Origin of the sequence: Sphingomonas paeninsulae (assembly GCF_003660165.1) — a bacterium.
In the GTDB taxonomy this organism is placed as follows: domain Bacteria; phylum Pseudomonadota; class Alphaproteobacteria; order Sphingomonadales; family Sphingomonadaceae; genus Sphingomonas_O; species Sphingomonas_O paeninsulae.
The window spans coordinates 1151994-1164844 of the sequence record NZ_CP032829.1; the positions used below are offsets into that span (position 1 = coordinate 1151994).

Genomic DNA, 12851 nt, shown 5'->3' on the forward strand with positions numbered 1-12851 from the left:
ATCCCTGAAATCAATCAACCGAAGGATGAAACATGGCTGAAACGCTTACACTCACACTCGATACCGGTGAAGTTACCATCAAGCTGCGCCCCGATCTGGCCCCCGGTCACGTCGAACGGATTGCCGAGCTCGCTAACGAAGGCTTTTATGACGGCGTGGTTTTCCACCGCGTTATTGCTGGTTTCATGGCACAGGGCGGCGATCCTACGGGCACCGGCATGAGCGGATCGAAGCTTCCCGACCTGAAGGCAGAATTCAACAAAGAACCGCACAAGCGCGGCATCTGCTCGATGGCCCGTTCGTCGAGCCCGAACAGCGCGAACAGCCAGTTCTTCATTTGCCTCGACGATGCACGTTTCCTCGACAACCAGTACACCGTCTGGGGTGAAGTCACTTCGGGCATGGAAGCCGTCGATGCGCTGCCAAAGGGCGAGCCACCACGGACTCCCGGCAAGATCGTCAGTGCGAAGGCCGTCTGATTTTTTACTGCTCCCCTTCACGGGTTCGTGAAGGCGGGGCGGCATTTTGAAGCGAATGCCCGCTTTCCTGAGCCTGTCGAAGGGCTGCCCTGTTTCAACCTTTAGAAGGGCAGCCTTTAGACAGGCTCAGGGAAACGGTTTTTATACTTAAATTATCGCGACCTAGGCAGACATCGCCCCGACCAGCCAGTCGTGAAACAGCTTAACCGGGCGCGACTCCAGTGCGCGTGGTCGGCACACGAACCAGTAACTGTACGGGCTGACGACTTCGATATCGAACAGCGGAGCAAGCCGCTCGTCACGTGCATCACTTAAATGCGCCTCATGCATGAACGCAACGCCCAATCCCTGCGCGGCGGCGTCGAGCATCAATTGTCCCGAATCATAATGATCGATCGCCGCCGGCTCGATCCCTTCCAATCCAACCGCCTTGCGCCATTCCTCGAATGTGTCGGGCATATCCCGGTGGATCATCACCGTCAGATCTTTAAGCTGCTCGGGCCGCGTAATCGCGCCGGGACCGCTGCGAAAATGACGCGCGGCAATCGCGAACACCATGTTACGGTCGAGTCGCTGTGCATACAGCGCTGGATCGGTGTCGCGTGCGAGAATAATCGCGGCGTCGATCCCGTCACCCAGCCGTGACGCTGCATGAGAAGCGGTGTCGATGTCGAGATGCAGGGTCGGATAAGCTTCCCGTAGCTCTGCCAGTCGGGGATGAGCTTTTGTGCGGCAAACAGTGGCAGCACGCCCAGTCGCAACCGCATAAGATCGCTCTGGGCACTCGCCAGCGATTCGATCGCGTCTGACAATTGATCGAGCGCGGGGCCGACGAGAATCATCAACCGTTCGCCATCCGCGTTCAGGCGCATCGACTGATGACCGCGCGTAAACAGCGAGCGACCCAAAAAACGTTCTAGTGACTGAATTCGGCGACTGAGCGCGGGAGACGACAGCGAAAGTTCGTCCGCAGCCGCCTTCACTGACCCCGTGCGCGCAACCGCAACAAAAGCCTCAACCCCCGACAGTGATGGCAAACGTCGCATGAGCCGCCCCAAATTTGTGCAGCGCATCCATTGTTAACCGCGCTGCCACTCCAGCCACATGTTGCCTCAGTTTGAGGAAACTACAAGATGCAATTTCTGCAAGTGCGATTTTTGTTTTCGCACTTGCAGCATAATATGCTGCAGTGCACATAGAGCAGGCCTTTCAGGCATCCTCTCCTATAAACTTTCAAGGGTCGGCCTCCGGGTCGACCCCTTTTTTTTGCCTATCTTTTTTGTTGGGCGCAGCGTCGCTATCTATCTCACTCACCAGTTGAGGGCATGATGGCAGACAGCGAAATCTCAGGAACGCGGCTACAAGTCGCCAATGCACGCCCCGAAGATGCTGGGCGAGGCCTTGCCCGCGTCCCACGCTCGATCATGGCAGCGATGACGCTGGCCGAGGGCGATGTTGTTGAAATCACTGGCAAGCGCGTCACCGCCGCCCGCGCCGTTTTCCCCTATAGCGAAGACGAGGGTCTGGAGATTCTTCGCCTCGACGGTTTCCAGCGTGCCAATGCCGAGGTCGGTTCAGGCGACTTCGTAACTCTGCGCAAAGTCGAATCGAAAACTGCGCAGCGCGTCGTCTTTGCCCCGGCTCAGCAAAATTTGCGCCTGCATGGTTCGGGCCATGCCCTGAAGCGCAGCTTTGCCGGTCGTCCACTGGTCGCTGGCGACACCGTCGCGACCGCCGGGCAACAGCAAGTCGATCGCACCGACTTGCCGCCACAGCTTCGCCAGATGCTCGCTGCCCCTGCCTATGCGCTTCAGGAAGTACGCCTGACGGTGGTTTCGACTGTACCGAAGGGTATCGTTCACATCGATTCCGAAACCGAAGTCGAATTGCTTGCCGAATATGTCGAGCCAAAGGACAGCCGCCGCGCCGACGTTACCTATGACGACATTGGCGGCATGGGCGACACCATCGACCAGTTGCGTGAAATGGTCGAACTGCCGCTCCGTTATCCCGAATTGTTTCAGCGCCTCGGCGTCGATCCACCAAAGGGTGTTTTGCTGCATGGGCCACCGGGAACGGGAAAGACGCGCCTTGCTCGCGCTGTTGCCAATGAAAGTTCGGCCGAGTTTTTCCTGATCAATGGTCCGGAGATCATGGGTTCGGCCTATGGCGAGTCCGAAAAGAAGCTACGCGAAGTGTTCGAGGCGGCGGCAAAGGCTGCGCCCTCAATCGTCTTTATCGACGAGATCGATTCGATCGCACCCAAACGCGGTCAGGTTTCGGGCGAAGCGGAAAAGCGCCTGGTCGCGCAACTGCTTACCCTGATGGATGGGCTGGAAGCGCGCGTTAATCTGGTTGTCATTGCCGCGACCAACCGGCCCGAGGCCATCGACGAAGCATTACGCCGCCCCGGTCGTTTCGACCGCGAAATCGTGATCGGTGTCCCGGATGAGCGTGGCCGTCGTGAAATCCTCGGTATCCACACCCGTGGCATGCCGCTGGCCGAAGGCGTCGATCTCGCCGAACTGTCGCGCGCGACTTATGGTTTCGTCGGTGCCGATCTGGCCGCGTTAACGCGTGAGGCCGCAATCGAAGCCGTCCGCCGCATCATGCCCAAGCTGAACCTTGAGGAAGGCACGATCCCGCCCGAGGTGCTCGACACATTGTCGGTCACGCGCGACGATTTCATGGCCGCGTTGAAGCGCGTCCAGCCGTCCGCAATGCGCGAAGTCATGGTTCAGGTTCCGAACGTGGGCTGGGACGATATCGGTGGCCTCGACGCCGCAGCCGAAAAGCTGCGCGAAGGTGTCGAACTGCCGCTGAAGAACCCAAAGGCTTTCCGCCGCCTGGGCATCCGTCCCGCCAAGGGCTTTTTGCTCTATGGTCCGCCCGGAACCGGCAAGACGCTGTTGGCAAAGGCCGTGTCGAAAGAGGCTCAGGCCAATTTCATCGCGATCAAATCCTCCGACCTGTTGAGCAAATGGTATGGCGAGAGCGAGCAGCAGATTGCCCGACTTTTTGCCCGCGCCCGGCAAGTTGCGCCGTGCGTAATTTTTATTGACGAACTCGATTCGCTGGTTCCTGCACGCGGCACCAGCGCAGGCGAGCCGCAGGTGACGGAGCGTGTCGTCAACACGATCCTCGCCGAAATGGACGGACTGGAGGAATTGCAGTCAGTCGTCGTGATCGGTGCCACCAACCGCCCCAATTTCGTCGATCCTGCGTTGTTGCGACCGGGGCGTTTTGACGAACTGATCTATGTGGGCGTTCCGGACAAGCCGGGCCGGCTCCACATTCTTGGCATCCACACAGCCAGGATGCCGCTCGACAAGGACGTCGATCTGGCGGCGCTGGCGGAGCGGACGAATCGGTTCACAGGTGCCGATCTGGAGGATCTGACCCGTCGCGCAGGGCTTGCCGCTCTGCGTGGCTCGCTCAAAGCAAAGACGGTGACGATGGCCAATTTCGAAACGGCGCTGATCGATACGCGCGCGTCGGTTACGCCTGAAATGGAGGCCGATTACGCGCGGATGTCGGACACGCTGAAAGTCAATGCGATGACGCCGCAGGGCATCGGATTTATAACGCCGGGGATGCTGACTCCGCGAGGTCCGAAACCCTGATCAGATCACATTGATCGACAATTTTATATGCATATTTTGACAAAGAAAATCCGATTTAGATAAGATGAAGATGAGATTGTGTCGGGCGGAGCATATGTTCGTTGCTCCGCCCGCACACATGGCCATTATGCCCCTGTCACCAAGAGAGTGACGGGAGAGAATTACCTTGCAACAAAACCTTACTCATCTTCAGCGCCTCGAAGCTGAAAGCATCCATATTTTACGGGAGGTTGTGGCAGAGGCTGAAAAGCCGGTGATGATGTACAGCGTCGGCAAGGATTCTGCCGTGATGCTGCATCTCGCACGCAAGGCCTTCTACCCATCACCACCGCCATTTCCACTGCTCCATGTTGATACGACGTGGAAGTTCAAAGCGATGTACGAACTGCGCGAAAAGGCGGCGCGCGATGCGGGGATGGAGTTACTGGTTTACCAGAACCCCGAAGCCATCGCGCGCGGGATCAACCCGTTCGATCATGGCGCGCTGCACACCGACATGTGGAAGACCGAGGGGCTGAAACAGGCGCTCGATAAATATGGTTTCGACGTGGCATTCGGTGGTGCGCGGCGCGACGAGGAAAAGAGCCGCGCGAAGGAACGCATTTTCTCGTTCCGTTCGGCCAGTCACGGCTGGGACCCGAAGAACCAGCGGCCCGAACTTTGGAACCTCTACAATTCGAAGAAGGCCAAGGGCGAAAGCATCCGGGTCTTTCCGATCTCGAACTGGACCGAGCTGGATATCTGGCAATATATTCAGCTGAACAACATCGACATCGTGCCGCTCTATTTTGCGGCGAAGCGCCCAACCGTCGAGCGTGATGGGATGCTGTTGATGGTCGATGATGACCGCTTTCCGCTGAAACCGGGCGAAGTGCCGGTCGATCGTTCGATCCGGTTCCGCACCCTTGGCTGTTACCCGTTGACGGGTGCGGTCGAGAGCGAAGCGGCGACGTTAAGTGAAGTCATTCAGGAAATGCTGCTGACCACCACGTCGGAGCGTCAGGGTCGTGCGATCGACAAGGACGCAGGCGGCGCGGGCATGGAGAAAAAGAAGCAGGAGGGGTATTTCTGATGTCGGACGTTATTCACAGCAACACCCAGGACCTCGACAGTGCCTATCAGGTCGAAAACCTGATCGCCGAAGACATCGACGCCTATCTGGACGCGCATCAGCATAAGACGATGCTGCGTTTCATCACCTGCGGGTCGGTGGATGACGGCAAGTCGACGCTGATCGGACGGCTGCTTTACGACAGCAAGATGATCTTCGAAGACCAGCTTGAGGCACTCGAAGCCGACAGCAAGCGCATGGGCACACAGGGTCAGGAAATCGACTTCGCGCTGCTGGTCGATGGCCTCGCCGCCGAGCGCGAGCAGGGCATTACCATCGACGTCGCCTATCGCTTTTTCTCGACCGAAAAGCGCAAGTTCATCGTCGCGGACACACCGGGGCATGAGCAGTACACGCGCAACATGGTCACGGGGGCCTCGACCGCCGACCTCGCGGTCATCCTGATCGACGCGCGCAAGGGTATCCTGACGCAGACGCGACGGCATTCCTATCTCGCGCACCTGATCGGTATCCGAAACATCGTTCTGGCGGTGAACAAGATGGATCTCGTCGGTTACGATCAGGCGGTCTATGACAAGATCGTTGCCGATTACACCGAGTTTGCAGCGGGTATCGGGCTGACGGTTTTCACGCCGATGCCGATCTCTGGCTTCAAGGGCGACAACATCACCCTGCCCAGCGAGAACACGCCCTGGTACACCGGGCCATCGCTGATGCAGCACCTCGAAACAGTCGAGGTCGATGCGACGGTCAACGCGCAAAAGCCGTTCCGCATGCCGGTCCAGTGGGTCAACCGCCCAAACCTCGATTTCCGCGGGTTTTCGGGCCTGATCGCAACCGGCACGATTGCGCCGGGCGACAAGGTGCGCGTCCTGCCGTCGGGCAAAACCAGCACGGTGTCGCGGATCGTGACGCTCGATGGCGATCTTGAACAAGCAGTTGCCAATCAGTCGGTGACGATCTGCTTCGAGGACGAGATCGATTGTTCGCGTGGCGATGTGATTGCGATTTCGGACAACCCTCCGGAAGTTTCGGATCAGTTCGAGGCGACCTTCGTGTGGATGGCCGACGAGGAAATGCTTCCCGGTCGGCCCTATTGGCTGAAACTTGGCACGCAGATGGTTTCCGCCAATGTTCAGGCACCGAAGTACCAGGTCAACGTCAACACGATGGAACATCTGGCGGCCAAGACGCTGGAACTGAACGCCATCGGTGTCGCGAACCTGTCGACCGACAAGCCGATCGTGTTCGATGCCTACGCCGACAATCATACGCTCGGCGGGTTCATCCTGATCGACAAGATCACCAATGCGACCGTCGCTGCGGGGATGATCAATCACAGCCTGCGTCGTGCGGACAACGTGCATTGGCAAGCGACCGATGTTAGCCGTGAGAACCATGCGGGCCTGAAGAACCAGAAGCCAGCGGTGCTATGGCTGACGGGTCTGTCGGGTGCGGGCAAATCAACGATCGCCAACATCGTCGAGAAAAAGCTGGCGCGCATGAACCGTCACACCTTCCTGCTCGACGGCGACAATGTGCGTCATGGGCTGAACAAGGATCTTGGCTTTACCGATGCCGACCGCGTGGAGAATATCCGCCGTGTGGGGGAAGTCGCCAAGCTGATGACCGATGCCGGTCTGATCGTCATTACAGCGTTCATCTCTCCCTTCCGTGCGGAGCGAGAGATGGTGCGTCAGATGATGGCTCCGGGCGAGTTCGTCGAAGTTCATATCGACACATCGCTTGCCGATGCCGAAGCCCGTGACGTCAAAGGCCTGTACGCAAAGGCGCGCGCAGGACAGCTCAAGAACTTCACCGGGATCGACAGCCCCTATGAAGCGCCGGAGGCTCCCGAAATCCGTATCGACACCTCAGCCTTGACGGCGGAAGAAGCGGCAGATGCCATCATCGCGCGGCTGATCCCATGAGCGACCATGCGATCATCCGCGACGATGCCGAACTGGCGGCCCATCTTGCCGAAATCACGGGCAAGATACTGCTCGAAGTGCGGGACAGTGGTCTGTTCTCGCAAAAGGCACTGGGTAAAGCGGGGGACCAGACCGCTAATCAGTTCCTCGTCCACGCGTTGCGCGAACAGCGGCCCGACGACGGCCTGCTGTCCGAAGAAATGAAGTGCGATGGCGCTCGCCTTGGGATGAGCCGCGTCTGGATCGTCGATCCGGTCGACGGCACCCGCGAATATGGCGAGGGGCGCGAAGACTGGGCGGTCCATGTCGGGCTGGTTATCGACGGCGTTGCTGAAATCGGCGCTGTCGCTCTCCCCGGGCTTGGCCTCGTGTTGCGAAGCGATCGCCCTGCCCCGTTACCTGCGTCACCCAAACGGCTACGCCTCGTCGTCAGTCGAACGCGACCGGCCGCCGAAGCAACGGCAATCGCCGAACGCCTCGGCGCCGAACTCGTGCCAATGGGATCTTCGGGTGCAAAGGCGATGGCGATCATCCGGGGTGAGGCCGACATCTACCTTCATTCGGGTGGACAGTATGAATGGGACAGCGCCGCACCGGTCGCAGTCGCCCGCGCGTATGGCTTGCACTGTTCACGCATCGACGGCAGCCCACTGCTCTACAATCAGGAAGACGTGTATTTGCCAGACTTCCTGATCGCGCGCGAGGAAGACGCGAAAACCGTTCTCGGACTGCTCAAGGAAATGGCGATCTAGGCAGCTTCGCCGGCCACGGTGAGGGCGGGTGAGGTGGCAACCACCTTACCCGCCCCGGCCTTACCACCAGACCGTTTACTATAGGCAACGAACGGTCGCTCGACGAATACGAAACATAGCGTCGCGATCACCAAAACCACACAGCCTCCCACCGCAAGAATGAGCGTGCGTTCGACAAATCCCATTGACTGGACTGTCGCTGGCGAAATGAACAACGTGAAGATAATCCAGATAACCGGGTAGTGCAGGATATAAACGCTATAGCTGATCTCTCCCACAAAGCGGATCGGCTTCCAGCTTAGCGGCCGGAATATTGCGCCCTGAAGTGCGATTGCCGCCAGCATGGGAACCAGCAACACCGCCTGCAATACGGCATTCGTGTGGCTGGCTGTCAGAACAAGCACGGCGATCGATATTATGCTGCCGATTTGCCAGACGGTGGCTGCACGTGGATGGCGCCAGCCCAACGCAGCGGCCGCAACCGCGCCTCCGGTAAAAAAGATGAACGGCCACGAAAAAAAGCTGATCAGCGCCAGTCCCGCAATCAGGACAAAGCGTGAATTCAATCGGCGTTGGGCAAAGGCGAGTATGGGCAGGCTGGCATAAAACAGGATTTCATAGCGCAGCGTCCAAAGCATACCATGAGAGCCGGAAGCATTTACGCCATTGATATCATAGCGCTGTACAAAGTCGAACAAGGTCCACCGAACCATCTCCTTGATAAGACTGAGCGGCGCGACGCGAAGATGAAAACCCGAGATATAGAAAACGGCCGCAACGATAAGAACGATTGATACGATATAAGCGGGTACGAGACGGAAAAAGCGGCGGCGAATAAATGCAAATGTATCCAGCTTGCCTTTGGATGCGAGCAGGCCTCCCCCGAACAGCATTGCAGTTAGCGCAAAAAAGGGCGCGACGAAGAAGCCCGAGGTCACAAGAATTTGAAGTGCACTTGGCAGCGGCTGCCACCCACCATTCTGCAGAACCATCGCTGGCCCGATATTCAGATGATGGGTCAGCACCCATAAGCTCAACAACCCGCGAGCACCGTCCATCGTATGGTTACGCGAGGCATCCTGTTTGCGAACCGTCCAATCCCACACTTTAGGGAAAAATCGGAGCACCAGCGCGACCACGACCAACATGACCATGGGCAAAAAGATGAACAACAGGCCAAGTTCGGTACCGCTTTCGTGCCGAATAATGGCCTCCTTTTAATAGCGAGCCGTCTGATGGCATCCAGAACGGTCTGGCACCAGACATGAAATAGGCCTGAAGTTTCACCATGGGACAGCAAGTTAAGTAAATTCACAGATCCTGCGTTCCATGCTGCTTGCAAAAACCTGCCCCGGCGATTGCAATCAGCCGGTTTCGGCGAAACTATCCGCCCGCGCCCGCGCCCAGTTATCACGGAAATAGGGTAGCTCGCATTCGCCCCGCACCAATTGTCCTTCTTTCAGGAAATGATGGACCTGATCGAACTGACGCACCTCGGTTGTGCTTATCCGGTGGACGAGATGATGTGGTTCCAAATCGTCGGGGTGAGACAGCCCCGCCGCCGCCAGCATATCAGCCAACGCATTGACCGTCCTGTCATGAAAATGAGCCACGCGTTCTGCCTTGTCGGGGACGACGAGCGCCCGTTGCCGCGTCAGATCCTGTGTCGCAACGCCTGTTGGGCAGCGATTGGTGTGACAGCTCATCGACTGGATACAGCCGAGAGCAAACATATAACCACGCGCCGCATTCGCCCAGTCCGCGCCAATGGCAAGCACTGTCGCAATGTCAAATGCGCTGATCAGCCGTCCTGCCGCACCGACTTTGATCCGGTCACGCAGCCCTGCTCCGACCAACGTATTGTGTACGAACAGCAATCCTTCCCGCATGGGCGATCCGATATGGTCGCTGAATTCCACGGGTGCCGCACCGGTCCCGCCCTCGCCGCCATCGATCACGATGAAATCGGGAATGACGCCACTCGCCAGCATCGCCTTCACGATCGCCATGAATTCATGCGGATGACCGACGCAAAGCTTGAAACCGACCGGCTTTCCACCCGACAGCGTCCGCAACTGCTGGATAAACGCCATCATCTCCAGCGGGGTCGTAAATGCCGAATGGCGCGACGGCGATATGCAATCGACGCCCATCGGCACGCCGCGCGTTTCAGAAATTTCCTTCGTCACCTTCTTTGCTGGCAGGATACCCCCGTGGCCGGGTTTGGCACCCTGGCTAAGTTTGATTTCGATCATGCGGACCTGATCGGTGGTGGCCTGTTCGGCGAATTTTACGGGATCGAACTTCCCATTTGCATCGCGGCATCCGAAATACCCGCTCGCGACTTCCCATACGATGTCGCCGCCGTTTTCGCGGTGATAGGTGCTGATGCTTCCCTCGCCGGTATCGTGATAGAAATTGCCTATCGCCGCCCCCTTGTTCAACGCGCGGATGGCGTTGGGCGACAGGGAGCCAAAACTCATGGCGGAAATGTTAAAGATGCTTGCGGAATAGGGCTTGGCGCATTGATCGTTGCCGATGGTGATACGGAACGACTTGGGATCAGCATCATCGGCTGGACGCATAGAATGGACGATAAATTCATAATCGTCCGCATAAACGTCGAGGATAGTGCCGAACGGGTGGTCCGAAGAAACGCCCTTCGACCGGCGATAGACCAGTGATCGCTGCGCCCGTGAAAATGGCGTGGCTTCGTTCTCGTCCTCCAGAAGATATTGGCGGATTTCGGGACGCACCATTTCTACCATCCAGCGGACATGCCCGATCACAGGATAGTTGCGGAGGACCGAATGCCACGGCTGGCAAAGATCCCATATGCCGAGCAGAACCAGCAATCCGGGAATGGCGACGAGTATGCGGCCCCCCAAACCGACCGGAGTCAGCATAAGCCCAAGTGCAAACAGTGCGACGCACAGGACCAAAACCGTGTAGCGCCCGAGCCGAAATTTCACCATCGCATCATTCCCCTGTCGGCTTCCTTGCTAAGCCATATGGTCGCCGCTTCTTCTTGGCGAGTAAACTGTAAGTCACAACGACGCCATTTCACCTCAACGGAAAACCCATTAGGGCCGATTTATGACCCGTCGCCTGCTGGCCTCCATCCATGACGTTGGCCCTCGGTTCGAGGCGCAGATCGACGCACTGACCGACAGGCTCACCGACTTGCTGGGCTGTCGCCGCTTTGCGATGCTGGTTGTCCCCGATCATTGGGACGAAGCGCCTTTGTCAGCGTCCCCCGCATTTGCCGCCAAGTTGAGAAGTTGGGCCGACGACGACGTCGAAATGTTCCTGCACGGCTGGCGTCACCGCGACGATTCGTCGGACAAGGGTTTTGCCCAGCGCCATATGACCGCTGGCGAGGGTGAGTTCGCTGGCCTTTCCAAGGTCGAAGCCGCCGCCCGCATCGCCGATGGAAGAAAGGTTGTGGAGGATGCAATCGGGCGACCTGTGACAGGGTTCGTGGCCCCGGCATGGCTCTATTCACCCGGCGCGATCGAGGCGGTGCAAGAGGCTGGTTTTGCGCTGGCGGAGGATCATATGAAGGTCTGGAACCCGCAGAAGGATCAGGTTCTCGCAAGAGGTCCGGTCATCACCTGGGCCAGCCGCAGCCCCGCACGCATCCGCAGTTCGCTCATGTTTTCAGGCCTGGCGCGCGCAGTTCTCCCTATCATGCCGACCGTCCGCATTGCCGTGCATCCGGGCGACGTTGCCGTGCCTGCGTTGCTGGACAGCATCGATGCGACGTTCAGGCGTTTCACGCGGACCCATGCGCCGTCACGCTATGCCGACCTGCTGCGCTAACGAATGCGGATACTCGTTTTCCTGCACAGTTTCGAACCCGGTGGCGTGGAGCGCGTTGCACTGCGGCTCTGCAAGGCATGGGTCGATAGAGGTGCCGATGTGCACCTCGTGCTTGGTCGCGCCGATGGCGCCATGCGCTGCGAAGCCGATGGACTGACTTACGAGATATTAGCCAACGACAAGATTGCCACCGCACATTGGGAAACGCTGTGGATGATCCTGCGCCTTCCCGGCGTGATCCGGCGCACGCGACCCGATGTGATATTTTGTGCAGGGAATAGTTATTCGATCGTCTCGGTCATGATGAAACTGTTGCTCGGTCGCAAATGTCCGCCGATCGTTGCAAAGATCAGCAACGATCTGGAACGTGCGGATTTTCCTCTTCCGGTACGCTGGCTCTATCATTGTTGGCTCAGGATACAGGCGCACTACATTGACCGGTTCGTTGGCATGGCACCCCCGATGCGTGCTGAAATTGCGGGGGCAACGGGTCTTGCTGCCGATCGCGTCAGTATCGTCGATGATCCGGCGCTCTCGATGGCCGACATCCACCGATTTTCAAAACCTCGAACTCAGTCTCAACAACGCCATCGCTTCATCACCGCTGGGCGCCTTGCCCCACAGAAGAACTACGCCCTGCTTCTCCGCGCATTTGCAAAGATCGCCCGTGACGACGACAGCCTGACCCTTCTCGGTGACGGCCCGGAACGCCCAAAGCTCGAAAAACTCGCCACTGATCTGGGCATCACAGATCGCACAATCTTTGCCGGGCACGTCACCGATCTCGCCCCATGGTTCGCAAAGGCGGACATTTTTGCACTTTCATCCGACTATGAAGGCGTGCCAGCAGTCATAATCGAGGCGCTTGCCGCCGGTCTTGCCATTGTCACCACCGATTCCAGTGTCAGTATGCGCGATATGCTAAGGGGCGGACGATATGGGAGCATCGTCGAAACAAGGGATTTGGACGGGTTTGCCCGTGCCCTCGATCACATTCGCTCTGTCGCGCTGGACACAAGGGGTATGCGATCTCAGGCCGAACGGTTCACTGTCGAGAAAGGAGGCCCAAGATACCTCGAAATTTTTACGAAAACCGTCGATGGGTCCGTGCGACTTACGTCCACGCCGAAAGAGCGCTAAAGCCTAATGCAAGTCGGACCAATTAACACAGG

General features: G+C 58.2%; 9 protein-coding genes and 1 pseudogene. 7 read left to right on the top strand and 3 right to left on the bottom strand.

The genetic code is table 11. The features are described from left to right. Positions 1–32: 32 nt before the first annotated feature. Positions 33–479, top strand: coding sequence for a peptidylprolyl isomerase (locus D3Y57_RS11180; RefSeq protein ID WP_121153053.1), 447 nt, complete (start codon positions 33–35; stop codon positions 477–479). Between the two features lie 162 nt (positions 480–641). Here the strand turns inward: D3Y57_RS11180 and D3Y57_RS11185 are convergent. Then, a pseudogene (locus tag D3Y57_RS11185) lies at positions 642–1525 on the bottom strand (LysR substrate-binding domain-containing protein). Between the two features lie 282 nt (positions 1526–1807). Between D3Y57_RS11185 and D3Y57_RS11190 the strand changes: the two are divergent. From D3Y57_RS11190 to D3Y57_RS11205, 4 genes are all read left to right on the top strand, one after another. Continuing rightward, the gene (locus D3Y57_RS11190; protein ID WP_121155792.1) at positions 1808–4102 is read left to right on the top strand and encodes a CDC48 family AAA ATPase; all 2295 of its coding nucleotides are present in this window, start codon (positions 1808–1810) and stop codon (positions 4100–4102) included. Positions 4103–4268: 166 nt separating this feature from the next. Then, a complete protein-coding gene (gene cysD, locus D3Y57_RS11195; protein WP_121153054.1) occupies positions 4269–5174 on the top strand; it encodes a sulfate adenylyltransferase subunit CysD in 906 nt (301 codons plus the stop codon). After that, positions 5174–7105, top strand: coding sequence for a sulfate adenylyltransferase subunit CysN (gene cysN / locus D3Y57_RS11200; RefSeq protein WP_121153055.1), 1932 nt, complete (start codon positions 5174–5176; stop codon positions 7103–7105). Before cysD ends, cysN begins: the two co-directional genes overlap by 1 nt. After that, entirely contained in the window at positions 7102–7857 is a 756-nt protein-coding gene (locus D3Y57_RS11205) for a 3'(2'),5'-bisphosphate nucleotidase CysQ (RefSeq protein WP_121153056.1), read from the top strand. Before cysN ends, D3Y57_RS11205 begins: the two co-directional genes overlap by 4 nt. Here D3Y57_RS11205 and D3Y57_RS11210 read toward each other — a convergent pair. Together D3Y57_RS11210 and D3Y57_RS11215 are read right to left on the bottom strand one after the other, a co-directional pair. Next, entirely contained in the window at positions 7854–9029 is a 1176-nt protein-coding gene (locus D3Y57_RS11210; RefSeq protein ID WP_162987084.1) for an acyltransferase family protein, read from the bottom strand. The two genes, D3Y57_RS11205 and D3Y57_RS11210, sit on opposite strands and share 4 nt — an antisense overlap. Before the next feature lie 192 nt (positions 9030–9221). Further along, positions 9222–10832, bottom strand: a complete 1611-nt coding sequence (locus D3Y57_RS11215; RefSeq protein ID WP_239026036.1) for an FMN-binding glutamate synthase family protein — start codon at positions 10830–10832, stop codon at positions 9222–9224. Positions 10833–10953: 121 nt separating this feature from the next. Here D3Y57_RS11215 and D3Y57_RS11220 point away from each other — a divergent pair, with 121 nt between their 5' ends. Further along, complete coding sequence (locus tag D3Y57_RS11220) at positions 10954–11679, top strand: DUF2334 domain-containing protein (protein WP_121153058.1); 726 nt, start codon at positions 10954–10956, stop codon at positions 11677–11679. 3 nt (positions 11680–11682) lie between these two features. After that, complete coding sequence (locus D3Y57_RS11225) at positions 11683–12819, top strand: glycosyltransferase (RefSeq protein WP_121153059.1); 1137 nt, start codon at positions 11683–11685, stop codon at positions 12817–12819. The last annotated feature ends 32 nt before the right edge of the window (positions 12820–12851 follow it).